Raw genomic sequence first — 26,216 nt, forward strand, 5'->3', positions numbered from 1 at the left:
ATTCAACATACCCAGTCTAAGCCACCCCTGGGGGGAACCAATTTGAAATTCTCTCAACTTATGTATCCATAACGTTACTGTGCGTGTCATTGCGAGCAAACCGAGGCAATCTCAAACCGAGATTTTTGATTGCTGGCGCGCAAGCTGAGATTTGATGGCACAGAATTGTCCTGTACTTTTTGATGTTGTGGGTTGCTAACTGTCGGTTTTTCTAGTTGAGTGGCGATCGCCGCGAGCATTTCTGTGGCGCTGCAAGGTTTCTGGAGATAGCCGTCTGCTTTGAGTTCCAGGACTTTTTCCATCTCCGAGGCTGTCATAAAAATAAACGGAATGCTGGCAGTTGCAGGGTGCGATCGCACGGCTGCGAATACTTCAAAACCGTTTAGTTCCGGCATCATGACATCAGACAAAATTAAATCGGGAATTTGGGCAGCTAACTGGATACCAACTTTTCCATTTTCAGCGCCTACAGCTTCAAAACCGCGCGATGCCAGAAGTTCTAATACCATTTCTCGAATTAAGTTATTGTCTTCAATTACTAATATTTTGGTCATTTCTGTTACTTTTATGTTGGTTTTATTTTTACTTGTATGTTAAATTTATATCACCCGTATTTTCATAAATTCAAGTGGGCTATTGCAGCGACCCAGTTTTCGCAGCCCCGAAGCGAGCGCGCTTCATCAAAATCTTTCATAAATCAATAAAACAGATTAGGAAAAATATCATGAAATTTATCAGCCCTAAAACAGACTTTGCCTTCAAAAAAATCTTTGGTTCTACCGACAGCCAAGACATCCTCATCAGCTTCTTAAATGCTCTAATTTACGCCGGTGAGCCAATCATCCAAGACTTGCAAATTATTGACCCTTACTCGGCTGCTACCGTTAGCGGACTCAAAGATAGTTATTTGGATGTCAAAGCTCGAATTACCGGCAACAAGACGGTAATTATTGAAATGCAAGTTCTGAATGTAGCCGCTTTTGAAAAACGAGTCATCTACAACTTAGCCAAAACCTATGCCAACCAACTCAAAATTAGAGAAGGTTATCCTAGATTACAACCAGTAATTGCTTTGACGATTACTGATTTTGAAATGTTTAAAGAACAACCTGATGTTATTTCTCATTTCGTTTTCAAAGAAAAAGAGAAACTATTTGATTATCCCCATCTCCAAGTAGAAATGTTTTTTGTCGAGTTGCCGAAGTTCAAAAAAGAGTTAGATGAACTCACAAGTTTGACAGATAAATGGATTTATTTTCTGAAAAATACTCCCGATCTAGAAACAATCCCAGCCACAATGGAAACAGTTCCAGAACTAGAAAAAGCTTTTCAAATTGCCAATGAGGCTAACTTAAGCTTGAAAGAGTTCGAGGATATGGAAGCCCAAGAAATGGCGATCGAAGAACAGCGGGGAATAATTACTAGGGGCGTAGAAGAAGGTCTGGAGCGAGCTTTGGAGCCAGCTTTGGAGCGAGCTTTGGAGCCAGCTAGGATTCAAGCGATGCAAGAAGGGATTCAAGCTGGCCGTCAAGAAGGGATTCAAGAAGGGATTAGAGCAGGTCAAAGAGCATTAATTCTGCGTCTGCTGGAGCGACGGCTAGGAGCAGTTAATCCCGATGTAGTTTCGCGGATTGGGGAATTATCGGTTGAGCAATTAGAGAGTTTGGTAGAGGAGGTAGTCGGATTTTCTAGTTTATCCGATTTAATGGTTTGGTTGGATAGAGCAGAATAAGAGAGAGAGCGATCGCTGTGAGGTTTTTTTAGGTCGATCTACTTATAAACAGCGATATTCACAAATTTCGGGCGATCGGGTAAAATATAACTTAGTGTATCGCTATTAAGTGAGGAAAAAGATATGTCAGAATTTCTCGACTTTCTCCGACATCAGTTTGCCTACGTTGCCATTGGCGAATTTAAACCCGGAAAATTTGAAGCTGCAGAACAACTTTTTGAAAAAGCCGTTGCAACTTATGCCACAGGTTTTAAGGGAGCATACCTGCTGCAATTGCCCAATACAGACAAAGGTATTGCCATCATTTTTTGGGAAAGCGTAGAAGATATGGCAGCCAATCAAAGCGAAGCTTATCAGGAAATATTGAAGCAGATGGCGCCTTTGTTTGCGAAAATACCAGACACTGATGTTTATGAAATAGTCAGTGAAATTCAGCCCAAAGGTGAATAATTAAAAATCATGCAACCGGCGCGTCATTCCCATTCCCATCGGCGTCTTTCGCCCGACTCCGCTATAAATCGCAAAATCTGCTAAAGTGTTAATTTGCTTGATAGTAGCAGGAGCTATATCTCCCATAATTCGGTAACTAATATCGCCGACGCAGCCAATAAATTTACTGCGAGAATCCGTACTAACTTCTGTTCTGATATCGAAGAAACTGGGAAAAATAGCTTCTGTGAAAGTAGGTTCGATCGCAATCCGGCTGTACTTGTTCCAGCGATTAGCTAAACTGCCAAAAATACTCTCACGAGTGGGCATAGCACTATCGTATACACCTTGCCGAAAATTAGTAGGAGTGCAAAAAGTAAAAGCAATTTGGCGCTCAGTTTCCGAAGCTCTCTCGAACAATTCGGCGTAAGTACAAAAGTTTACCCACGGCTGGTTTGATTGCGGTTCGCTCAAAATATTAGTAATGTATATATTTGTCGGGCCGAGATGCCAAGGGCGAGCGAAATTAAGTTGCTGCCAAAGTTGAGTTAGGCGATCGAACAAACCGTCATCCAGCAGAGAAATTCGCCACCAAATCGGCGTATTTTCCTGAATTGCTTGCTTGTGTTCCCACTGTACAGCCGGAGATATTGTGCGGGAAGCCGGAGGAAAAACTCTCTTTTGTGGCTGGGGCGTGGTACTTTTGTAAGCCTCTTTTCTGCTTACTTGAAAAGGGCTTAAAGTGAAAGCTTTTTCATGAGATTGGTCGTGCAGGTACGCGCTCAAATCGCTGTCTACAGCACTCACAAGGTTCAAAAATAAAGCGTGGAGATGCCGCCCCGTTAAAAACTGGGATGGAATTGGTGCAACTGGCCGCAGGTTTAAAACAAGGCTGTGGGGCATTTTTAAATTATATACTGTGTCTGTATAGCCTTTCTCAGTAACATGAGGTGCTCACGCGGGCATAGGGCATAGGGCATAGGGCATAGGGCATAGGGCATAGGGCATAGGGCATAGGACATAGGGCATAGGACTCACCCCATACCTCACCACGCTTGAGAACCGCTATATATATGTTCAGCTAGTATTAATATTACAGCTAAGTTGCAACGCCAGATTAAGGAATTTTAATCACGTAAGGTGCAGAGTGTGCACCCTACGTTTAGGGGAATTTGTGCGTAAGGTGCACGCTAGGTTTAGGTGGTGATATTGAGTGCGGTAAATTTTTAGGCGATCGAGATTTCAGGCGACAAATAAACATCTTGAATGGCGTTGAACAATTTTACGCCTTCTTCAAAAGGACGCTGAAAAGTTTTGCGACCGGAAATTAAGCCGCAGCCGCCAGCGCGCTTGTTGATTACCGCCGTGCGAATTGCTTCTGCAAAATCGCTTTTCCCGGAAGCACCGCCGGAGTTAATTAAACCCATCCTTCCCGCATAACAGTTGAGGACTTGATAGCGAGTTAGATCGATCGGGTGATCCGTTGTTAAATCCGAATAAACGCGCTTGTCGGTTTTGCCGTAACTGTGACCGCTAGCTTTAGCAACTGCTGCATAGCCGTTGTTGCATTCGGGCAATTTTTGCTTGATAATGTCAGCTTGAATTGTCACTCCCAAGTGATTTGCTTGCCCGGTTAAATCGGCTGCAACGTGATAATCTTTGTCTTGTTTAAAGATATCGTTGCGGAGGTAGCACCACAGAATTGTCGCCATTCCGTATTCGTGAGCCTGTGCAAAAGCTTGACTGACTTCTTGGATTTGTCGCGTCGATTCCGGGGAACCAAAATAAATTGTTGCTCCGACTGCAACTGCTCCCAAATTCCAAGCTTGTTCGACAGAAGCAAACATTATTTGGTCGTATTGATTGGGATAAGTCAGCAACTCGTTGTGATTGAGCTTGACAATAAAAGGGATTTTGTGCGCGTACTTGCGAGATACGCTTCCCAAAACTCCCAGCGTTGTCGCGACAGCATTGCAGCCTGCAGAGATTGCTAGTTTGATGATGTTTTCGCTGTCAAAATAAATGGGATTTGGTGCAAAAGAAGCGGCCGCTGAGTGTTCGATTCCTTGGTCTACTGGCAGGATGGATAAATAGCCGGTATTTGCCAAGCGTCCGCTAGAATAGAGTTGCTGAAGCGATCGCAAAACTTGAGGAGATCGATCGGTTTGAGCAAAAATGCGATCGACCCAATCCGGGCCCGGCAGGTGCAAAAAATCTTTAGAAACTTTTGCTTCATGGGTGAGCAAGTCTTCGGCTTCGTCGCCAAGCCAAGACTCGATGGAACTGGGAACTGATAGTGTAGCTGTCATAAAGAATCTCAGTAAGTGCGAAACTCAGTGGCTTTAGCCCTGAGAGGACAATGACACTTCGGCTACGCGAGCGTGGATCACACAAGCGGTTTCAACCGCATTGAATCTTTCTTTACCCATTACCGCCTTGGAGTTGTTCAATTTGGTGTACTTTTGTAATGCACTTTCGATGGGACAATTACCATCTCAAACTTCCCAACCCTGTACGCATAATGGTTCGCTCAATTGAGCCTCCCTTTCGGGGTAATGTTAGCTTGTCGGTCAATGTTTTAAGAGCTTTTTCGACCTGCAACACTGTTTCAGTGACTTTAAAACTGTTTAATTGCAGATGACAGAGCAAGGAACTAGCTACGCATTCCGGGGTGTCGTGACTCAAAAAACGTAGTCAATTAAGACTTAGGCTGGTCAGTACAGCTTGCAAGAATTTCTCTTACAAGCTCAATCCCTTTAGGGTTGAGTTACTGACGCAGATTTCCCTCTCAATTTCAATTGCAGGCTGATGATTGCAGACATTAACCTTGCTGATATTGTAACGAAAAAATCATTTTTTCCATCCCCTCAACGATAGACCCAGTTTTTAACAATTTAGCGACAACAGCAGCTAGGACGCGCTACTCTATAATAAGCTGGCAGTTCAGCCGGATCGGCGCTGCCAGCGATCGCCGCTCGACTCACAACTTTGCCATCACAATGTCAAATACTTACTTCGATTCTGAAAACGCTCACAAATCCTTCGAGATGCCCGGTGCTCGGCCGCATTACAACCCGGATCGCCCCGGTCAAGTAGAGCACATTTTCCTCGACTTAGTGCTGAATATTCCCAAACAAAGCTTTCGCGGCACTTGCAGCATCCGCATCAATCCAGTCCGCAGCGGTATTGACAAATTAACCTTAGATGCGGTAAACTTGAACATTGAATCGGTAAAAGTTGGCGAAACCGAGCAAAATTTCGACAGCGACGGCGAAGTGCTGCAAATTCAACTGCACGAACCAACAGAAGCTTACCAACCAATTACTATTGCGATCGACTACTCGGTCGAAAAACCCCAACGCGGCCTTTATTTCGTCGGCCCGGACAAAAACTATCCAGACAAACCAACACAAGTTTGGACTCAAGGCGAAGACGAAGATTCCCGCTTCTGGTTTCCCTGTTTCGACTATCCCGGACAGTTGGCAACTTCGGAAATTAGAGTGCGAGTTCCCAGACAACTTTTTGCCATCTCCAACGGTGAATTAATTAGCACAAAAAACGACGGAGACGAGAAAATTTATCACTGGTCGCAAACCCAGGTACACCCGACGTACTTAATGACCTTAGCAGTCGGAGATTTTGCCGAAATTAAAGACGAATGGAACGGCAAACCAGTTAATTATTACGTGGAAAGAAGCCGCGAAGCAGACGCTAAGCGCAGCATGGGCAAAACGCCTCAAATGATTGAATTCTTCTCGGAAGCATTTGGCTATCCTTACCCTTTTCCCAAATACGCTCAAGTCTGCGTCGATGATTTCATCTTCGGCGGTATGGAAAATACTTCGACAACTTTGCTAACAGATAGGTGCTTGCTAGACGAACGCGCCGCCCTCGACAATCGAGGTACTGAAAGCTTAGTCGCCCACGAATTGGCTCACCAATGGTTCGGCGATTTAGTAGTAATTAAACATTGGTCCCACGCTTGGCTGAAAGAAGGCATGGCTTCTTATTCCGAGGTGCTGTGGACTGATAAAGAATATGGCAAAGAAGACGCGGCTTACTATATGTTAAATGAAGCCCGCAGTTATTTAGCAGAAGACAGTTCCCGCTACCGCCGACCGATGGTTACTCACGTTTACCGCGAAGCCATTGAATTGTACGATCGCCATTTGTACGAAAAAGGCGCTTGCGTTTATCACATGATTCGCGCCGAGTTAGGTGACGAATTATTTTACAAAGCAATTCACACTTTTGTGCGGGATAACGCTCACAAAACTGTAGAAACGATCGATTTGCTCAGGGCGATAGAAAAGGCTACCGGTCGCAATCTCATGTTTTTGTTTGACCAGTACGTTTATCGTGGCGGCCATCCAGATTATAAGGTTGCTTATTCCTGGGATGGTGACAGCAAATTAGCAAAAGTGACTGTAACACAAACTCAGGTAAAAGACAGCAAAAATGGCAACGGCAACAGCAAAGATGTCTTTGACCTAAAAATTCCGATCGGGTTCGGTTACAAGCCGGAAAAAGAAGCAGACGATGACAGTTGGGCACGTTCAACTCCGAACCTAAAAACTTTCACAGTCCGAGTGCATGAGCGCGAGCAAAGCTTCTATTTCCCTCTCGAAGAGAAGCCTGCATTTATCAGTTTTGATGTCGGCAATAAATACTTAAAGACTGTTGTTTTAGAGTATGGAATTGCGGAACTAAAAGCTCAGTTGCAGTTCGATCCAGACCCGGTTTCGCGGATTTACGCTGCCCAAGCTTTGGCGAAGAAGGGAGGGCTGGAAGCGGTGAAAACGCTGTCAGATGTTCTCAAGAAAGAGCCGTTCTGGGCAGTACGGGCAGAAGTTGCCGGCCAGTTAGTTGAAATTAAACTCGACCAAGTTTTTGAAGGTTTAGTAAGTGGTTTAAAAGATAAAGATGCTCGTGTTCGTCGCGCTGTGGTGAATGCGCTGGGTAAAATCCAAACTCACGAAACTTATAAAGCGCTGAGATCGATCGTCGAAAAAGGCGACGACAGCTATTATGTAGAAGCCGCCGCAGCGAGTGCTATGGGCTCAATTGCAGCGGCTAACCCCGACGAAAAACCGACCGACGAACAGGTACTGAAAGAGTTAAAATTGGTGCTGAAAGAACGTCAGGGGTGGAATGAGGTAGTGCGATCGGGTGCGATCTCCGGTTTGGCGCAGATGAAAACTTCTGAAGATGCGCTGAATTTAATATTGAAATACACAGCCGCCGGTACTCCGCAAGCTTTGCGCTTGGCTGCAATTCGGGCTTTGGGTACAATTTCGAGTGGTCAAACGAAGGTCAATTTAGAACGGATTTTGCAGCGATTGGCAGAATTATCTAAAGAGACGTTTTTCTTGACTCAAGTCTCTGTAGTAGTGGGATTAGGACAAATGCAAACTCGCAAAGCAATTCGCATTTTGCGTTCTTTAGCTGATCAAACTCCCGATGGCCGCGTCCGCCGCATGGCTGATGAAGCTGTGCAAAGAGTGCAGAAAAATGCTGGTTCTGATGCAGCGGTAAAGCAGTTGCGGGAGGAATTAGACCAGGTGAAAAAGGAGAATCAAGATTTGAGGAGTCGGATGGAAAATTTGGAGGCTAAGGCGAAGAAAGATTAGGTGTAAAACCCCATACCGGCGCAGATAAAGGCAGATATTGGCGATCGGCTTTTATCTGCTTTTCGGTAGAGGATTTCGCGCAGTTATAATAATATTATTGTTCAGTGGGAGTGCAGGGGAATTTCCTATTTTCCACAGAGGGGAAAAACCAAATATCTTTATTCTCGACTTTGTTGTCTCAACTGAGGAATTATAGAGAATCAGAATGCAATTTTTTTTAAATTTGTAAACCTTTGATGAAGTAGTATAGCGGTTCTCAAGCGTGGTGAGGTATGCCCAATGCCCAATGCCCAATGCCCAATGCCCAATGCCCTATGCACGTCGGGTACCTCATGTTACTGAGAAAGGCTATAGCATCTTTTTCACCCAGAAATATTGCAGAAATCATGAGTATAAAAACCGCTGTATTGATAGAGCAATCGGGGGTAATTCCCTATCGTATTCAAGACGGACAAATTGAAGTAATGCTGATTACTTCTTCGGCTAGCAAGCGCTGGGTGATTCCCAAAGGATTAATTGAACCTGACATGACTCCCCAAGATTCCGCCGCCAAGGAAGCTTGGGAAGAAGCAGGTTTGTTGGGTAAAGTGTTCCCGGATTTGCTAGGAACTTACGAGTATCAAAAGTCCGGCTGTACTTGGCTGGTAGGAGTATTTTTAATGGAAGTGCAAGCAGTTCTGGAAATTTGGCCCGAAGCTAGCAAAAGAAAGCGGCAGTGGGTAAGTATTCCTAAAGCAATTAAGCGGGTTAATGAACCGGAACTCAAACTCATTTTAGCCGATTTGCCTAATAGGTTCTGGTGAACAATACCCAGATATCCGACTTATTCACAAAGTCGGGTATCTAAGACTTCTCGACAAGCTGGAATCGGAAGTGCAGTCAAAGTTCAGCAATGTTAAGATTAAAATGTGCGCGATTACAGGAGTCACTTACCAGGATTTAAGTCGCCAGACAAGATTCCGCTATACGTTTCTCAAGTGGCTTGGCTCATAAGGCCCGATCGCGATCGAGTTCAAAAGGAGATAAACTCATGTTTGGCTACAAACTTGTTGGCAGTAAACTCCATGAAGTCATTAACTCATAATTTATGTTATAATTTAATTGCAGCTTCGTTTACCATAATAAATTGCCTTGGATTATAACTTTGATTGGAATCCAGCCAAAGAAAAGCAAAATATTCGCAAGCATCAATTAAATTTTCGTTTGGCATCAACTGTTTTCCGCGATCGTTCTCAATTAACAATATATGATGAAGAACACAGTCAAGATGAAGATAGATGGATTACCATAGGCTTAGATGAAACAGGAACTTTAAGGGTTGTCATCCATACCTTTGAACAAACCGATCGCACCTCCTGTATAATTCGGATAATTTCAGCCCGCAAAGCTAATTTGACTGAAACCCAAGCTTATCAAGAGAGGAAATTATGAAATCAGAGTATGACTTTTCTTCATCAGAGCAAGGCAAGTTTTACCATCCTGATGCTACGTTTCATTATCCCATTTATCTCGAACCAGATGTCGAGGAATTTGTGACTAAAATTGCTGAGCATAAAAAGATTGAGGTTCAAGTTTTGGTCAATGAATGGCTGAGAAATAACATTAAACTAATTCAAAGTATTGAGTAGGTGAGAAACCCGGTTCCTTTTCTCAAGCGGCTTGGCTCATAATGCCCGATCGCGATCGCTCCCAGAAGGAGATAGGATCATGTTTGACTATAAACTTGTAGAAAGTAAACTCCATGAAGTCAATCGATTTTAGATTTTAGATCTTAGATTTTAGATTGAAGCCTTGACCCCACGGATCAATTCGGGGGGCAAGTTTCATCGGATACAGGTTTTTTATTTCTGGACGGATGAATCACGTGGCGGGTATCCTGGATGCTTTCGGTCATTAACATCGTGAAACCACAACTGTCAGACACTCAAATAGAATTTATGGTTTCAGATATTCAGGCGGGCGAGTGGAATCTGGGGTTAGAGACTTTGTGCGATATTCTCATTGAAGAAGAAATTCCCATAAATTTAAAGGTTTATGAACTTTGGCAAGAAGTGGGCAATATCTTGAACATGGAACGGGAAACTTGGGAGATGTTAAAAGTCCACGTAACTCTTTGAGAATAGAATATGTATAGCCTTTCTCAATAACATGAGGTGCTCTCGCGGGCATAGGGCATAGGGCATAGGGCATAGGGCATAGGGCATAGGGCATAGGCATAGGACAAAGCCCCCATACCTCACCACGCTTGAGAACCGCTATAGATGCGATCGCTGCAAATCCCACAGAAATTGCAGCAACAAGTCCATAGGCCTTAATACAGATTAAGCGTTAGCTGACAGAAAAGGAATACTTTCGGCTAAGTTATCCTTAACTTCAATTCCCTGTTTTCTCGCCCAAAACTGGCTCAAAAAGTGAATTTGCCGTAAGCCGACAACTAAATTTAAACCGGGTACAAAAATCCACCAAACTGTTAGCGGTTCTTTGATTCCTTCTTGGCGGTACAATTCATTAACAGTGTTGTAAAGTTTGAACTGCACGATGTAAATCCAAGCAATACCCAGCAAGGAAAACCAACCAAACCATCCGGGAACGTCAGGGTCGAATATCCGCAAAGCTTGGGGGACGGCTACTCCTAAAACAAAAGGAAGCAAGCAAAGAGTTCCCGACCAACCGCTGCCGTTATAGCGACGCAATTCTTCTTGAATAATCCATTTGTACCATCCGTAATATAGCAGCAAGCTGACTGCCGACAGCAAAATTACTCGCCACAAAGAGCGGGGTTTACCTAAAGGTTTGTCGGACATATTTAGATGTAAGATATGAATTGCTATCTTGATTATATTAACATTTGTTAATTATTGCAAAATCATTTCTCGAATCGATCGCGCTGTTGCAGGGGCCAGCAGAACACCGTTGCGATAGTGGCCGCTGGCGATGAGAACGCGCTCGTTACCGGGAAGCATCTCGATAATTGGGGCCGGTCGCCCTTCCGGCCGCGGGCGCAATCCTGACCATTTCCTGATGATTGAGGCGAATGCTAAGGCCGGACAAAGGGAGCTCGCCCTCGCGATCACTTGCGCCAACATATCAGCATTCGCCGGAATTGCCCCGCCATTTTCGGAAAACTCCACCGTCGCCCCCACCCAAAATTCCCGATCGCCCAAAGGCACAATGTGAACGTCATCGCAAGTAATTACCGGGCTAAAATCTGGGTTTCCTACAGGAGTGGGCGTCCGCAAATGCAGCGCTTGTCCCAACACCGGGCGAATGTCAACCAACTGATTTAACGATGCAGTCACAGCAGCCGATCCCAAACCAGCGCACACAATTAGGCGATCGAAATTTTCAGCAACAGGCAAGATGCCTGTTCCACAAGACTTATTGACAGCAATGGAAGATGCGAGTTGAATCTCAGACACCTGAGAATTCAACTCAGTAATGCCTTGAACTTCCACTCCAAACTCAAAATTAACTCCTTTGAGTTTAGCAGCCTCAACCAAAGCCAAAGTTAGCGCCGTCGGATCGACTTGCCGGTCTTGAGGGGAATAAATCGCAGCAATAATCTGATCGTTTAAATAGAGATGAGGGCAGCAAGATCGCACTCGTTCCCGATCCCAAAGTTCCAATTGCCAACCTTGAGAGTCGCGAGTGGCTATCAATTTTTCCCACTTACTTAAATCCTCTCCCTCCGAACAAAGCATTAAAATTCCCTGTTTGTTAAAAGGAATTTTTCGCCCCGTAACTGCTTCCAATTCAGGAATCAAAGTCTCGTAGCGCTGAAGGCTGGTTTCCCTCAACTGCCAATTTCTGCCCTTAGTTTTGTGGCTGATAACTCCCATCAAAACACCGAGTGCAGCGCCAGTAGAACCTTGTGCCGGCGGCTGTTTGTCGAACACAGTAACTTTCAGTTCGGGAAATTGACTTAGTTCAAAGGCGATCGAAGCCCCAACAATACCGCAACCAATAATTGCAACACGAACCATTCAATTTTAGATTTTAGATTTTAGATTTTAGATTAACTGCTTCCTAGGTTTTGTCCATATAAACCTTTTTTGGACGGGCAAGATGCCCGTCCCACAAGAAAACTGATTCTTTCTTTGTGGAACAGGCATCTTGCCTGTTCTTGACAATGATACGCCCCACAAGAAAACTAATTCTTTCTTTGTGGAACAGGCATCTTGCCTGTTTTTGACAATGATACGCCCCACAAGAAAACTAATTCTTTCTTTGTGGAACAGGCATCTTGCCTGTTTTTGACAATGATACGCCCCACAAGAAAACTAATTCTTTCTTTGTGGAACAGGCATCTTGCCTGTTTGTGACAATGATACGCCCCACAAGAAAACTGATTCTTTCTTTGTGGAACAGGCATCTTGCCTGTTCTGGATGCCAGATGTGAGTTAAAGCTAATTAAGCTTTAGGAATTAGCTGCAAGAAGGTATCGAAATCATTGACAGCTTTTTGATAGCTGGTCGTGACTTTTGCATAGTCAAGCTCTTTAGCCGCCAGATCAATGTTAACCAAATCGGTAAACAAACTCTTAGTTAAATCAACAGCTTGTTGTTGAGAACTAGGCAACAAACTCCCAGAGACGGTTTTCATGGTGTTCCGCAAGTCGCCTAGAGGCCCGTGAATGTAAGTTCTGGTATCAACCCAATTCCGTTTTTGAATTAGGGTTCCCAGTTTATCCATGCGCGAGCGGAACTCGGTCAGAGTAGGAACATAGCGCTGAATTTGCTGGATCTGGGCTGCTGTGTAAGTCGTTGGAACTTTTGCTTCGACACTACTGCAACTAACCAGAAATGCCATCAAAAACGCCATCATCAAGGCAAAAATTGAACGGGGACGAGTCATATTGATTTAAGATTTTAGATTTTAGATTTCTCGTTCTCAGGCTCTGCCTGCGAATGCAGCTCGGCGAGGAGCTGGTTCACTGACCTAGCACCGAGAGTTATGTACAAAATATTATTTTACCTCCTGGCGGCGCAGAAAAGTTATCACAGCATCGCCAACTTTTTCTGACCAATGTTCTTGAGGATAATGCCCCGCTTGTTCCAGTGTGACTAACTCTGCATTTTGCAGGGAACCGACTAGCTTTTTAGCAGGTTCAACACTCAGCCAAGGATCTGTCAAACCCCAGACAAATAAAGTTGGTCGAGTCCATGCTTTCAAGCCGGATTCAATTTCGGCCATTGACTGCGGCAATTGAATATTGCGGACTGTATTCATCAGCGATCGACCTGCATCCGAACTCTTCAAAAACGGGCGGCGGTAAACATCTAAATCCTTGTCTGATATTGTCTGGCGGCTGCCACCTTCGAGAGTTCTGTCAACCAAAAGCGGGTCTTGCGTCATCATGTCGCCAATAAAAGGCAGCCCCAACTGCTGCATTTTCCAAGGCAATTTGATATCTGCTGAAACTGGTGTATTGATGACGGCTAGACGCTCAATTTTATCGGGATTGCGTAAAGCGTATTGAATGCCCGCTGAAGCTAAAAATCCTTGGACAACGAGGTAAAATCGGTCTAATTCTATAGCTTGAATAAAGCCAGCGAGGGCGTCAACAAAAGCATCGGGAGTGTAGGCAAAGTCGCGTTTGTCTGGTTTTGTCGATCGCCCGTAGCCCACCCAATCGGGGGCGATCGATCTAAATCCCTGGGTCGCCAAATCGGGCATCATTACAGTCCAGGTAAAACTCTGGGAGGGCAAACCGTGCAGCAGCAGTACGGGCAGTTTACCAGTTTCGTTAACCGGATTTGTTTCCCGATAAAACCATTGCAGCGGGCCTACTTCAACTATTTTCTCATCAATTGACATTATTTTACTGGTTATTTATCAAACAATAAGGCGGGTATTCCCCGCCCTACTTACCTAATAGTTGGGTGTGCACATCCGCACCTTATACCAATTTTTTATGAGGCTCCGTAGAATCCGATCCCCCCTAGCCAAGGGCGGGCACGGGGGCACCGCCCCTACTAAGGGGGGGACAAGATTCCGATCTTTCGTCCCCCTTCTTAAGGGGGATTTAGGGGGATCGAGATATGTGCAACTTCACATTAAATTGGTATTACCCAACTAATTACAGCCGCGCTTAGAAATTCATTTCAGCAGCTTGAACTTTTTCGACCTGTTTCTTCTTGAGAACCAGCATAATTTGAGCCAGCATGGTCAAAGCCACGAAAGCCATCAATCCTTTAACACGATCGGCACTTTGCAGCACAATCTCTACGTCTTTTTGACCGAAGCCGCCCACATTAGGATTGTTCGTCAAAAGTTCACCGGCTGCAACTGTTTGTCCTTCGGTAACAATCAGTTCTGGGCCTGCGGGAATCGTATCAACAACCGCTGCACCTTCAGCAGGTTGAATTGTCACTTGATAACCGCCATCTTCAGGTTGAGCAATCTTAGAAATGGTGCCAGCTACCGAAGCATTGTAAACAGTATTATTGCTCTTTTCGCCAGTAGGATAAACCTGACCGCGACCGCGGTTGCCTCCGACATAAATTTGGTATTTGCCGTAGTGAACCGACTTGTCAGTTTCCGGATTCGGCGACAAAACTGGGAATACCAATTCTTTGTACTGTTCTCCCGGCACCGGGCCCACTAAAAGAATATTTTCTTGGGTTTCGCTGTAAGGTTGGAAGTAAAGATCGCCGACTTTTTCCTTCATTTCTTCGGGAATTCTGTCAGCGGGAGCAATCTTGAAACCTTCGGGCAACATCACAACTGCGCCGATATTCAAGCCACCTTTGCTGCCGTCGCCGACAACTTGTTGCACGCTAGTATCGTAGGGAATCTTGACAATAGCTTCAAACACTGTGTCAGGCAAAACAGATTGCGGTACTTCAACTTCAGTCACTTTTGCACCGAGGTGACAGTTAGCGCAAACAATGCGGCCTGTTGCTTCGCGGGGAGTAGCGGGTGCTGTTTGCTGAGCCCAGAAAGGGTAAGCAAATGCTGCTTGGGGAAGTGCGATGTCGCTGGTGAGGAAAAATCCTGCAGCTACGATCGCAATTAAGGCAGTTTTCGCGATCGTCCTGGCACTGCGGCGAAATATCGCAGATAAATTAGTTTGTGGCATTAGAGTATTCAATCTCAAAGGTCAGACAATTTTGGATTTTGGATTTTGGATTTTGGATTTTGGATTTTGGATTTTGGATTTTGGATTTTGGATTATTAGACTGGTTTAGGGATGCAATTATCTGTGGTTTTCACCATTCACCCCCTATCTAAAATCTCAAATCTAAAATCCAAAATAGTTTAAGACCACCAAGGTGCTTCGCCGGTGCGGAAATCAGTTTCTTTCCAAGTTGTAAAAGCGATCTTGTCGTCTGCGACAGTGGCGTGGGCCAGGGCCAGAGACAAAGGCGCGGGGCCGCGCACCACTTTACCCTCATTGTTGTATTGAGAACCGTGGCAAGGACAGATAAACTTGTTTTCGCTAACATTCCAAGGCACGACGCAACCCAAGTGAGTGCAGACTGCATTGATGCCGTAGTCGGCGATTGATTGGTCTTCTTTCACCACAACATAGGTGGGGTCGCCTTTGAGACCTTGGGCTAAGGTGCGATCGCCCGCAGGGTGCGAAGTCAAATATTCGCTAACGATGATGTCGTTACCCAAAGCATCTTTCGCTGTCACTCCGCCGCCAACTGCCCCACTCGACGGAGGAACAAAATATTGGACAACGGGATAGAGTGCGCCCAGTGCCACACCTGTGACTGTACCGAACGTCAGCAAATTCATAAATTGGCGACGCCCCATATCGGGAACATCGGGATTTCCAGCAGAAGATTGAGCCATGACCTGCCTTTACGGTTTTAAGTTACGTTTGTTTGTTAGCTGTTAGCGAACCTGTACGTGCAGAGGAAGGAGGATAATTGCCGTTAATCTGCTCGCACAAATTTTAGGCCGCGAAAATTCCTTTTAAGAATGCGCCTTCCAGCCTTTATTAGAGTATTATTACATTTTTTGAACTTTGTCTTTTATTGTTTAATGGATTAACTCAGGAGCAACCATGACGGGCAAGGATTTACACCAGCTACTGCTAGAAAAATGGGGAAAGTCTTACGATATCAGATTGCGGCGAACACGAGGCAAGATTTTTGTGCAAGTTATGTGGAAATATCTAGAACAGGCATCTTTTCCGATGACGGAGGCTGATTATTTCGAGCATTTGGATGCAGTGGCCAATTACCTCAACGGCTGGGGGAGCACAGAACAGGTGAGAGAATATATCGTAACTACTCGCGATCGCCCGCGCTTGGGTAAAGCTGTCAGCGTTCCTCTAGATTTGGGTGAAAGAGCCTCGGAGTGGTTGCTAGACGAGTTTTGAATCACTCAGTCGATTTTAGATTTTAGATTTTAGATTTTAGATTGACTGCACAGCCGGGATCTGGGGGAGTTCCCTCAAGTTTTGTGTCGCGCCGCGGCTGGATTAGTTGAGCCCAAAGTCCCGAAAATCGATCGGCGAGCTTGTCATACGACTTGCCGCTGGTGAGGAACTAAGCTGTGGCGCATCTAATTTGCACAGGTGTTTTGATTCAAAGTCTTGTGTGGCGGGCTTTGCTGCGCGCGCCCTGCTGTGGGATTTAAATGCTGCAACAGTTTCTGGGGCTTTTTTAGGGGCTTTTTTAATTTTGGGCGATCGTCCTTCATGCTTACCAAAATCATCCGAACCAATTTCTGTCAACAATTTCACCAAAAAACGAGGGAGAAGCCCCTGGTTTTAGCCATGAGGAGGAAAGCGGCAGCGACTTCAGTGGCCGTGGAATGATCGCAACTTGAGTCGCAATGATATGATAAGTGCAGCGATTAAGAATAACCATCTACGTGTTGAAGCATTTTAGTCTCGGTGAGATTCCGGCACAGTAAGCCACTACTGCCTTTGAGCAGGAAGCCTATTTAACTGACAAAAAATATCAAAATGTGGAGCGTACCTATCTGGCATAAGTGATGGACTCCGAAAGCAGAAAAAAGCTAAAAGTATACGCAAAGTTTGGAGTCGTCCATGCTGAGTGGGTAGAGGTGCATTGATAACGCCTTTGAAAGTCCCTTTGTGGTCTAATCAAGAATCCCCCTGATTCATCAGTGGGGAGTATCAAATACAATGAGTGTCAGATATCTTGTGAAATTTAGGAGAATGTTGTAATGGGTGTTGCACTGGGAATGGTTGAAGTCTTAGGATTTCCCGCTGCAGTAGAAGTTGCGGACTCAATGGTGAAAGCAGCCCGTGTTACTTTAGTTCGCTATGAGAAAATAACCCGCGCCTACTGGACAATTATAGTGCGAGGAGATGTTTCTGAAGTGCAAGCAGCCGTTGCTGCTGGAATTGAATCAGTTAAAAAGGTCGATGGCGGAAAGTTGCTATCGTATCACATAATTGCTCGTCCCCACGAGAATCTGGATTACGTTTTGCCGATCGGCTACACTCCTGAAGTCGAACAGTTCCGAATGTAGTCAAAGTTTTGACAAAACTTTGGTGTTGAATTTTAAGTTTTAGTAATTATAGAGGCGCGGGCGATCGCGTCTCTATATTTTTTTGGCTGCGAGTCGATCGCTCTTTCTGTGGAGTTTTTAGCGCCCTAAAAGCTTTACCAAACCAACGCCGCCAAAATACAAGCTCAGCACCGCACCTCCTAAAAGACTTTGCGTTAAAGGGTCAGTAGAAGGCGTTAACACCGCTCCCAAAACTGCCGCTCCCAAAACTACATACCGCCAGCCGGAGAGCATTTGGTTGGAAGAAACTATGCCCAAAACGCCGAGCAATACTTGGACGATCGGGATTTGAAAAGCTAAGCCGGTGCTGAACATTAACAACAGCACAAATTTAAAGTATTTGTCGATCGACCACAACTGCTCTACAACATCCGCTCCATAGGTGACAAAGAAGTTGAGCGCCGCCGGAATCAGAGCGATGTAAGCAAAGACTAACCCGCCCAAAAATAGGAAACTCGAACCGAAAAACACAGGCCCCAGCAACCTGCGTTCTTTGCGAGTCAAACCGGGGAGAACAAACAGCGCTATCTGGTAAAAAATAAACGGAGTGGCGATGAGCAAACCGCTGTATCCGGCTACTTCGATAGAAACAAAGAAATACTCGCCGGGAGCTAGTTGCAGAAACTTGACGGGGCCGGCCGGTACTTCTAGCAGTTGCACGATGGGTTTAACTGTGAAAAAGCAACCGATTACAGCGATTACTACTGCAATTAGCGAGTAGAAAAGTCGCTGCCGCAATTCTTCTAGATGGTCGAATAAAGACATTTCAACTTCGTCGGGAAGTTCGTCTAGAAATTCGTTTTCTAAGTTGCGAGAACCCATCGCACCGCCTGCGATTGGTGCAATGCTGTTTTCCTGGCTAATTGCTTCGAGGTTGTTGTCGGAACCTTGTTCGGGTGTCTCCAAGTTTGAGGGAGCAGTCATAGGAAATGGGTAAGTGGTAAGGGGTAATTGGGAAGAGGGAATGGGTAATTGAAAATTGGTAATTGGAAATTGGTAATTGGTAATTGGGAATAGTTATTTCATAATTGCTCCGACTTCCTTCTTCATTCTTGATTCTGACTTCAGCAGCAGAAGGAACGATCGATAATTAATCCGTTTAGGGGTATCAAAATCCGTGTATTGCCTTCATTATTCAATCCCGATCGCAATTTTGCCCACCGCGCGGCCGGTTTCGCTGTAAGCGTGGGCTGCTGCTACTTCTTGTAAGCTGTAAGTGCGATCGACAATCGGCTCAACTTTCTCGGATTCTATTAACTCCCGCAAAGCCCCTAAATCGCTAGTGTTGGCATTGGCTAAAATAAATTTAGCTTTTTTACCCGATATTAACCAGCTCGTTAACATCGGTGCGAGGTTGTCGAAACTCGGCAAAGTCGAGATATAAACTCCCTCTGGTTGCAGCACTTTTTCGCATTCAGCAAATGTTCTTGTCCCGACAGCATCCAAGATTATATCATATTTATCGCTTTGTTGAGTAAAGTCAATTTCTGCGTAATCCAGAACAAAATCCGCTCCCAAACTCTTGACAAATTCTCTATTTTTAGCGCTGCAAACTCCCGTTACTTCCGCGTTCATTGCTTTCGCAACTTGCACGGCAAAAGTGCCGACTCCGCCGGAAGCGCCGTTAATCAATACTTTGTTTCCTGCTTGAATTTGGCCCAAATCCCTGAGCGATTGCAAAGCAGTTAAACCTGCGATCGGTACTCCTGCTGCTTCTGCATGAGTGATGTTTTTCGGTTTAAAGGCGGCATCCGATTCGGGCACGATCGCGTATTCGGCACAAGCACCGCCACTGATGGGATTTAAGAAAGTATAAACTTCATCTCCGGGTTGAAATTTGGTGACTTCCCGGCCGACTTCCACGACAACTCCCGATATGTCTGAACCGACTATTCGAGGAAAGTTAAATCCTGTTAATAGTTGCAGGTGTCCTTGCCGGATTTTCCAGTCTACGGGATTGACGCTGCTAGCGCGAACTCGCACTAACAATTCGTTGGATTTGGCGATCGGCTTTTCCAATTCTCGGTACTGCAATTCCTCGGCTGAACCGTAGCGATCGAACGCAACTGCTTTCATGGCAAATTTCCCGGTCTATTTTTAATAGAAGACTCAATCCTTTACAATTACAGCACATTCGATCTAAATGTGGCACAGTAAATTGAGCTAGCCTTGTAGCAGCGGGCGATCGACTCTTGGAGGCCTCCAGACCGAAAGCATCCAGGATACAAGCCCCCGGATTCATTCCGAAAGCAGACTCAGGACCCAGAAATAAAAAACCTGTATCCGAGAAACTTGCCCCCCGAATTTATCCGTGGGGTCAATGCTTCAATTCTTTAATCTAAAATCTAAAATCTAAAATCGATTGACAGGGCGCAGGCGTGCGGCAACGGGCTCGCTGGCGAGCGTGCGATCGACTAGGGATTAAAGTTAATAGGAACAGGGCGGGCGATCCCATAACCCTGAGCATAATCTACTCCAATCTCCCGCAACTTTTCTAAGATAGTCTCGTCTTCGACAAACTCAGCTATAGTTTCCAGATTCATCGCATGGGCAATACGATTAAACCCTTCAACCAGCGCTTGAGAAATCAAATTATGGCTAATGTTCTTGACAAAAGCACCATCAATTTTTAGATAATCAACTGGTAAATTCATCAGATAAGCAAACGAACTCAATCCACTGCCAAAATCATCTAAAGCAAAGCGACAGCCAATCTTTTTGAGTTCGGTCATGAAATATCTGGCTTGCTCAAAGTTTGCGATCGCTGCGGTTTCCGTGATTTCAAAACCAATGGTTTGTGGGGGGACTTGGTAGCGAGAAAATTGTTCGATTAAAAACCTCATAAACTGATGGTTACTAATGCTACCACCCGAAAGATTGATCGTATACAAGCCTTGACTAAGAACATCTTTCTGCGGCAATTTGTGATAGTTAGAGAAAAATTTTTCGATGACCCAACAATCGATTTCTGTTATCAAGCCGTAACGCTCGGCGGCTGGAATAAACTGAGCGGGAGATACTATTTTTCCATTTTCGTCCAGCATTCTGAGCAAAATCTCATAATGCTCTACTAATGGTTTAGAGGTAATAGAGACAATCTTTTGGTAGTAGAGACAAAAATGATTGGTTTCCAGCGCTCGGCTGATTTTGGAAATCAACTGCCTCTCACCACGTTGTTTAATTAGTTCGCCATCATCTCGACTATAAATATGAACACAGTTGCGGCCTCTGGCTTTGGCGGCATAACAAGCTGCATCAGCCGCTCCCAGAAGCTCCCTCAAATCTTGGCTGGTTTGGTCAATAGCAACAACTCCAATGCTGACTCCGATGATAAAGGTTTGGCCATTCCAAATAAACCGAAACTTATGCACTAGGTCTTTGAGGTTTTCCGCAATCTGAGTTGCTTGAGAGAGCGAACATTGAGTGAGCAAAACACCAAATTCATCACCTCCCAAGCGAGCCAGCATATCATTAGCACGGACTCCCGTTTGAATAAGTGCGGTGATTTGGCGAAGTAGCTCATCGCCAGCAATATGACCTACGGTATCGTTAACGACTTTAAACTGATCTAAATCTAAATAACAGAGAGCGTGCTGCTGATTGCTATCTTTAACAGAGGCGATCGCATCAACTAACTGCAGCTCAAATCTGCGACGGTTGATTAACCCCGTCAGGGCGTCGTGATTGGCTTCCCAAGAGAGTTTATGGGTGAGATAGCGTGATTCCGTAACATCATGAAAGACCATGACTGCCCCGATAATTTGACCTTGGCGGTCTCGAATCGGTGCTGCCGAGTCAGCAATGGGATACTCGGTTCCATCAGGGCCAATCAGAATAGTATTGTTAGCTAAGGTCACAATTCGCTCCTCTAATAGAGCCTTGTTTATAGGATTCTCTACTGGCTCTCGCGTTACTTGATCGACAATTAGGAAGACTGTAGAGAAAGGAACTCCTTGAACCTCATGAGTTTTCCAGCCTGTCAGTCGCTCAGCTATAGGATTGAAATATCTCACATTACCTTGGGCATCAGTAGTAATGACGGCATCGCCAATGGATTGCAGTGTCACTTGAGCCAATTCCTTTTCGGCAAAGAGAGACTCTTCGAGACGTTGCCGTTCTTCAATTTCTATCAAGAGACGTAAATTCTGCTTTTGGAGGCTTTGTTGCAGCCTTCGGATCGTTAGGTGGGTTTCGACACGAGCTAATACTTCTTCGACTTGAAATGGCTTAGCAATATAATCTACCCCTCCCGCAGCCAGCCCTTGCACCTTATTAAAAGTTTCATTTAGCGCACTCAAAAAAATTATTGGAATGTCGGCAGTGCGCTCGTCAGATTTTAATTTTCGGCAAACTTCATAACCATCAATATCAGGCAATTTAATGTCTAGTAAGATTAACTCCGTCGATGGCGATTGGGCGGCTCTGAGCGCCATTGCCCCTGTTATAGCACTGCGAACTTTATAACCCTCTGCCCTCAAAGTATCCCTGAGCAGACGCAGGTTATCAGGCAGATCGTCAACAATTAAAATATTGCCTCGGTAGTTTGTAGCTCGATCGCTAACCCTATCGCTAGTTCTATCGACAATCATACTAATTTCCCTAGTTTCCTGCTAGAGGAATATAAGCCTATGCACCAATAGTATAGTTGAAGTATTAGGTTATAAAGCTAACTTGAGGCAGAAAGAAGTCCTGCGAGTCCAGATATGGCGCTGGCAAGGGGGCGCTACCCTACAAAATCTGAATAGTTCGGTTAAGGGCAGTCGGGAGCATCTCATATTTGTAAAAACACTTCTTCTGGCTCCTTCCTTCTTCCTCTTTCCTCCTGTCTCGCAGCGTCGGGCCTCAAAACTACAATTTCTAGCTTAGCTGCTTTCATTGAGATGATCCCGCAGCCGTCCCCTAGTGGTTGCCCTTCTTCGCTTCGCGTAACATCAGAAGAACATGGTTTTAACCCAAGCAGGCGATTTATGAACAAGCGCATTTCTCACATGGCAAGTCTACTCGTCATTGCAATTGGATGTCTAGTCCTGCTGGGTTGGCAATTTGACATCTCCCTACTCAAAAGTGGTTTTCCCGGTATGACTGCGACCATGAAAGCAAACACGGCAATTTGCTTTTTGCTGGCTGGAGGGTCTTTGAGATTGTTGCAGTACCAAAGAACCCGACTGCACGATCGCATCGCTCAAGGGATGGCAGGATTGATAATCATCATGGGTCTGCTGACGCTGAGCCAGTATATTTTTGGTTGGAAGCTGGGTATTGATGAGTGGCTTTTCCGAGATTTCGTGTCTTCAGCGACTCCTTATCCGGGAAGAATGGGCATAAATACCGCCCTAAATTTTGTGCTGATGGGAGTAGCACTGCTACTGTTAGGGCAAAATTCCCAACGGGATACTTGGTTGGCTCAAATTTTTAGTAGTGTTGCAACTTTAATTTCTCTACTAGCTTTATTTGCACACCTATTCCATGTCGATATTCTTGAACGTTTGGCCACAATTACGACGACTCAACCCGTAAACACGATCGCCACCTTTTTCATCCTCTATGGAGGAATTTTATGCCTCCGCCCCAAGGAAGGATTAATGCAAGTAGTAAGCAGTCCCCTGGTCGGCGGAGTAATGGTTCGGTGGTTGCTGCCTTGGGGGACAATCTTTCCAGTGACACTGAACTGGTTGACTCTTCAGGGACAAAATTTAGGTTGGTATAACGTTAATTTTGGCTATACATTGCGTTCAACTGTTATGGTTGTCACCTTCTCAATTCTCATCTTGGGGACGGCTCGCTCTTTAAACCAGATAGATTACAGGCGCCAAAAAGCGGAAAAAGAAATTAAAAAACTTAACGAAACTTTAGAAAATCTTGTGGGTGAACGAACAGATGCTTTACAAAAATCGCAGGCTCGTTTTGCGGGAATTCTAGAAATCGCCAATGATGCAATTATTTCAGTCGATCGCACTCAACGCATTACCCTGTTTAATAAAGGGGCAGAAAAGATGTTTGGCTATAAAATTGAGGATATTTTAGGGGAGCCACTGAATTTACTGCTGCCAGAACAGTTTAGAGATGCACACCCGCAGCATATCAAACAATTTGCACAGTCTTCTACCAGAGCGCGAAGGATGGGAGAACGAGGCGAGATTTTGGCTCGTCGTCAAGATGGAACGCAGTTTTCGGCTGAAGCCTCTATTTCTAAGCTGGAAATGAGAGACGAAACGGTATTTACTGTTATTCTGCGCGATATTAGCGATCGCCAACAAATTGAGATGGCATTACGAAACAGTGAAGAGCAGTTTCGGAATGCGTTTGAAAATGCGTCTATTGGAATGGCGATGGTTTCACTTGATGGGCACTGGATTAAAGTCAATCCTGCCTTATGTCAGATTCTTGGGTACTCCTCAGAAGAGTTGTTAGCGTTAACTTTCCAAGACATTACCCATCCCGACGATTTAGACCTGGATCTTAGTTATGCACATCAGCTATTAGCAGGAACAATTTCAACTTACCAACTGGAAAAACGGTATTTCCATAAACAAGGACATATTATTTGGATTATTCTTAATGGCTCGCTAGTACAAGATGAACAGGGAAAGCCGCTGCATTTTATTTCTCAGATACAAGAAATTACGGCTCGAAAAGAAGCTCAAAAAACGCTAGAACTTCAAAGCGTTATCATGAATAACATGGCAGGAGGAGTGTGTTTAATCAAAGCCTCAGACCTCATGATCGTCTATACCAATCCTACCTTTGACGCTATGTTTGGCTACACAGAGGGCGAACTCGTCGGTCAATCAGTTGGTGTTTTGAATTATGTCGATACAAAGGTTACACCAGATGTAACCGTTCTAGATATCGTAACTCAAATTGAACAGACCGGGGAAGCGAAATATGAAGTCCACAATATAAAGAAAGATGGAACTCTCTTTTGGTGCAGAGTTCATACATCCAGGTTTGAGCATCCTGAATACGGAACTGTATATGTTGCTGTTCAGGAGGACGCAACAGAGCTAAAACTGGCTGAGCAAGCCTTGCAAGCTACAACAAATCGCCTCAACTTTCTTCTAAACTACAGCCCCGTGCTCATTTTTAGCAGTAAACCTGCGGGCGATTATGGAGCAACGTTCATGAGCGAAAATATCAAAGATATATTGGGCTACGAAAGCAGCGAGTTTTTAGAAGATTCTAAATTTTGGGTGAATCACTTACACCCAGATGATGTAGAACCAGTGCTTAATGGCTTAGCAAATGTATTGGTTAATGATTTTTATTTCCACGAATACCGTTTTCGTCGCTCCGATGGAGTTTATCGCTGGATGCTCGGTCAGCTTAGGCTAATTCGAGATAATTCAGGTACACCAGTAGAAATTTTGGGATATTTAATTGACATTAGCGATCGCAAACAAGCGGAGTTGGAATTTCATCAGGCAAATGAAGCAAACCAAGCCAAGACAGTCTTCCTCGCCAATATGAGCCACGAACTCCGCACCCCCCTCAACTCAATTTTGGGATTCACGCAATTGATGAGCTATGAGAGAAATCTGACTCCTTCTCTCCAAGAACGTTTACAGATTGTCAATCGTAGCGGTAGACATTTATTGGACTTGATCAACGATATTTTAGATTTATCGAAAATAGAGAGCGGACGGATGAGCCTCAATCCTTCTGACTTTGATTTGACAAGTTTGCTGACTTCTATTGAAGAAATGTTCCAAGTTAAAGTCCAATCTAAAGAATTGCAACTAATTTTCGAGATCGATCCCGACATTCCTCAATTTGTGCATAGCGACGAGAAAAAACTCTATCAAGTCTTGGTCAATCTTCTCGGTAATGCGATTAAGTTTACCAATCAAGGAAGCGTCACCCTACGGGTAAGAGCAGCACAAAGAAACAAAACATCCTGTCACCTATATTTTGAAGTTGAGGATACAGGCGTGGGAATTGCGCCCACAGAAATTGATAAATTATTTAAGGTATTCGTGCAAGCCCAAGCTGGGAATAATTTGAGTCAAGGCACTGGGCTGGGTTTAGCAATTAGTCAAAAACTCGTCAAACTCATGGGCGGTAAAATTCGGGTTAAAAGCACTTTGCACCGAGGTAGCACTTTTTCATTTGAGATTGGTGTACAGTTACCTCAAGCAGAATCCTTACCCCCAGAATCAATTAATCAAAGAGTAATTGGTTTAGCTCCCGGACAACCGACTTACCGCATTCTTATTGTTGAAGATTTAGAAGAAAATCGCCGCTTGTTAGTCGAGATCCTTACCTCGGTTGGTTTTGAGGTGAGAGAAGCAAAACAGGGAGTGGAGGCACTCTCACTGTGGGAGAGTTGGCGGCCGCACCTGATTCTGATGGATATACGAATGCCGATCGTGGATGGCTACACAGCTACTAAATATATTAGAGAACGCCCTCAGAGCCAAGAAACTGTCATTATTGCTTTAACTGCCAGTGTTTTGGAAGAAGATCGAGAGAAAGTTCTTATGGCTGGCTGCAACGACTTTATAAGCAAGCCATTTCAGCAGAGAGAACTTTTTGACAAACTCGCTAAATATTTGGGAGTACAATATATCTACGAAGTCGTAGAACAAACTCCACAAAAACAATTAGTTGAAACGGTGTCTGTAGAAGATATATCCATGATGCCCCCTCAGTGGTTAGAACAAATGTATCAAGCCGCTTACTATCTCGATACCGAAGTTATGAACGAATTACTCGTACAAATTCCCGAATCCAAAGCAAGTTTGTCCCAAGCACTAACCGGTTATATCAATAATTTTAATTCGGATCGAATTATGGAGCTGATTCGACCTTTGCTGCCGAAGCCGCTGTAGTTATCGAGTTTAAGGACAAAGAACCATAGGAATGAGAATTAAATAACTTCCACAAGATTGTGGGATGGGCGTCCCGCCCGTCCAAAAAGGACGGGCGGG

22 protein-coding genes are annotated in these 26,216 nt (G+C 44.7%); 10 read left to right on the forward strand and 12 right to left on the reverse strand.

The window, feature by feature from the left end:
* Positions 1 to 86: 86 nt before the first annotated feature.
* Complete coding sequence (locus tag QUB04_RS08205; RefSeq protein WP_333283224.1) at positions 87 to 554, reverse strand: response regulator; 468 nt, start codon at positions 552 to 554, stop codon at positions 87 to 89.
* A 170-nt stretch (positions 555 to 724) separates the two neighbouring features.
* Here QUB04_RS08205 and QUB04_RS08210 point away from each other — a divergent pair, with 170 nt between their 5' ends.
* Together QUB04_RS08210 and QUB04_RS08215 are read left to right on the forward strand one after the other, a co-directional pair.
* On the forward strand, positions 725 to 1,732 hold the full coding sequence (locus QUB04_RS08210; protein WP_333283226.1) for an Rpn family recombination-promoting nuclease/putative transposase: 1,008 nt from the start codon (positions 725 to 727) through the stop codon (positions 1,730 to 1,732).
* 123 nt (positions 1,733 to 1,855) lie between these two features.
* Positions 1,856 to 2,182, forward strand: coding sequence for an antibiotic biosynthesis monooxygenase (locus QUB04_RS08215; protein ID WP_333107428.1), 327 nt, complete (start codon positions 1,856 to 1,858; stop codon positions 2,180 to 2,182).
* On the opposite strand, the gene cas6 is transcribed toward QUB04_RS08215, so the two are convergent.
* Together cas6 and QUB04_RS08225 are read right to left on the reverse strand one after the other, a co-directional pair.
* Positions 2,183 to 3,064, reverse strand: a complete 882-nt coding sequence (cas6, locus tag QUB04_RS08220) for a CRISPR-associated endoribonuclease Cas6 (protein ID WP_333283228.1) — start codon at positions 3,062 to 3,064, stop codon at positions 2,183 to 2,185.
* A gap of 323 nt (positions 3,065 to 3,387) precedes the next feature.
* Complete coding sequence (locus QUB04_RS08225; RefSeq protein ID WP_333283230.1) at positions 3,388 to 4,470, reverse strand: class I fructose-bisphosphate aldolase; 1,083 nt, start codon at positions 4,468 to 4,470, stop codon at positions 3,388 to 3,390.
* A gap of 690 nt (positions 4,471 to 5,160) precedes the next feature.
* Between QUB04_RS08225 and QUB04_RS08230 the strand changes: the two genes are divergently transcribed.
* The 5 genes from QUB04_RS08230 to QUB04_RS08250 all read left to right on the forward strand — a co-directional run bounded on the left by QUB04_RS08230 (position 5,161) and on the right by QUB04_RS08250 (position 9,908).
* On the forward strand, positions 5,161 to 7,791 hold the full coding sequence (locus QUB04_RS08230; protein WP_333283232.1) for a M1 family metallopeptidase: 2,631 nt from the start codon (positions 5,161 to 5,163) through the stop codon (positions 7,789 to 7,791).
* Positions 7,792 to 8,177: 386 nt separating this feature from the next.
* Positions 8,178 to 8,594: an NUDIX hydrolase gene (locus QUB04_RS08235; protein WP_333283234.1), complete on the forward strand. Its 417-nt coding sequence runs from the start codon at positions 8,178 to 8,180 to the stop codon at positions 8,592 to 8,594.
* Between the two features lie 328 nt (positions 8,595 to 8,922).
* On the forward strand, positions 8,923 to 9,222 hold the full coding sequence (locus QUB04_RS08240; protein ID WP_333283236.1) for a BrnT family toxin: 300 nt from the start codon (positions 8,923 to 8,925) through the stop codon (positions 9,220 to 9,222).
* Positions 9,219 to 9,419 (forward strand): hypothetical protein, encoded by a 201-nt coding sequence (locus QUB04_RS08245; RefSeq protein ID WP_333144455.1) that lies wholly within the window; start codon positions 9,219 to 9,221, stop codon positions 9,417 to 9,419. The genes QUB04_RS08240 and QUB04_RS08245 overlap by 4 nt, the downstream gene beginning before the upstream one ends.
* Positions 9,420 to 9,671: 252 nt before the next feature.
* Positions 9,672 to 9,908, forward strand: coding sequence for a MafI family immunity protein (locus tag QUB04_RS08250; RefSeq protein WP_333283238.1), 237 nt, complete (start codon positions 9,672 to 9,674; stop codon positions 9,906 to 9,908).
* A 204-nt stretch (positions 9,909 to 10,112) separates the two neighbouring features.
* Here the strand turns inward: QUB04_RS08250 and QUB04_RS08255 are convergent, their stop codons facing one another.
* The 6 genes from QUB04_RS08255 to petC form a co-directional block, all read right to left on the reverse strand.
* Positions 10,113 to 10,595, reverse strand: a complete 483-nt coding sequence (locus tag QUB04_RS08255) for a hypothetical protein (RefSeq protein WP_333124331.1) — start codon at positions 10,593 to 10,595, stop codon at positions 10,113 to 10,115.
* A gap of 51 nt (positions 10,596 to 10,646) precedes the next feature.
* Entirely contained in the window at positions 10,647 to 11,774 is a 1,128-nt protein-coding gene (locus QUB04_RS08260) for an FAD-dependent oxidoreductase (protein WP_333283240.1), read from the reverse strand.
* Positions 11,775 to 12,201: 427 nt separating this feature from the next.
* Positions 12,202 to 12,645 (reverse strand): photosystem II protein PsbQ, encoded by a 444-nt coding sequence (gene psbQ / locus QUB04_RS08265; protein WP_333283242.1) that lies wholly within the window; start codon positions 12,643 to 12,645, stop codon positions 12,202 to 12,204.
* 111 nt (positions 12,646 to 12,756) lie between these two features.
* A complete protein-coding gene (locus QUB04_RS08270; RefSeq protein WP_333283243.1) occupies positions 12,757 to 13,608 on the reverse strand; it encodes an alpha/beta fold hydrolase in 852 nt (283 codons plus the stop codon).
* Positions 13,609 to 13,882: 274 nt separating this feature from the next.
* On the reverse strand, positions 13,883 to 14,872 hold the full coding sequence (petA, locus tag QUB04_RS08275; protein WP_333283245.1) for a cytochrome f: 990 nt from the start codon (positions 14,870 to 14,872) through the stop codon (positions 13,883 to 13,885).
* A gap of 179 nt (positions 14,873 to 15,051) precedes the next feature.
* Complete coding sequence (gene petC / locus QUB04_RS08280) at positions 15,052 to 15,594, reverse strand: cytochrome b6-f complex iron-sulfur subunit (RefSeq protein ID WP_333283247.1); 543 nt, start codon at positions 15,592 to 15,594, stop codon at positions 15,052 to 15,054.
* 214 nt (positions 15,595 to 15,808) lie between these two features.
* Between petC and QUB04_RS08285 the strand changes: the two genes are divergently transcribed.
* Both QUB04_RS08285 and QUB04_RS08290 read left to right on the forward strand, forming a co-directional pair.
* Entirely contained in the window at positions 15,809 to 16,126 is a 318-nt protein-coding gene (locus QUB04_RS08285; RefSeq protein ID WP_190661639.1) for a DUF3067 family protein, read from the forward strand.
* 815 nt (positions 16,127 to 16,941) lie between these two features.
* Positions 16,942 to 17,250 carry a carbon dioxide-concentrating mechanism protein CcmK gene (locus QUB04_RS08290; protein WP_006631236.1) on the forward strand — a complete coding sequence of 103 codons (309 nt, stop codon included), beginning with the start codon at positions 16,942 to 16,944 and terminating at the stop codon, positions 17,248 to 17,250.
* A gap of 117 nt (positions 17,251 to 17,367) precedes the next feature.
* Here the strand turns inward: QUB04_RS08290 and tatC are convergent, their stop codons facing one another.
* The 3 genes from tatC to QUB04_RS08305 all read right to left on the reverse strand — a co-directional run bounded on the left by tatC (position 17,368) and on the right by QUB04_RS08305 (position 21,878).
* Positions 17,368 to 18,213, reverse strand: a complete 846-nt coding sequence (gene tatC, locus QUB04_RS08295; protein ID WP_333283249.1) for a twin-arginine translocase subunit TatC — start codon at positions 18,211 to 18,213, stop codon at positions 17,368 to 17,370.
* A gap of 207 nt (positions 18,214 to 18,420) precedes the next feature.
* A complete protein-coding gene (locus tag QUB04_RS08300; RefSeq protein ID WP_333283251.1) occupies positions 18,421 to 19,365 on the reverse strand; it encodes an NAD(P)-dependent alcohol dehydrogenase in 945 nt (314 codons plus the stop codon).
* 338 nt (positions 19,366 to 19,703) lie between these two features.
* Positions 19,704 to 21,878, reverse strand: coding sequence for an EAL domain-containing protein (locus tag QUB04_RS08305; protein ID WP_333283252.1), 2,175 nt, complete (start codon positions 21,876 to 21,878; stop codon positions 19,704 to 19,706).
* A 378-nt stretch (positions 21,879 to 22,256) separates the two neighbouring features.
* Between QUB04_RS08305 and QUB04_RS08310 the strand changes: the two genes are divergently transcribed.
* Complete coding sequence (locus QUB04_RS08310) at positions 22,257 to 26,117, forward strand: PAS domain S-box protein (protein WP_333283254.1); 3,861 nt, start codon at positions 22,257 to 22,259, stop codon at positions 26,115 to 26,117.
* Positions 26,118 to 26,216 lie beyond the last annotated feature (99 nt).

The organism is Microcoleus sp. D2_18a_B4 (assembly GCF_036702475.1).
In the GTDB taxonomy this organism is placed as follows: Bacteria; Cyanobacteriota; Cyanobacteriia; order Cyanobacteriales; family Microcoleaceae; genus Microcoleus.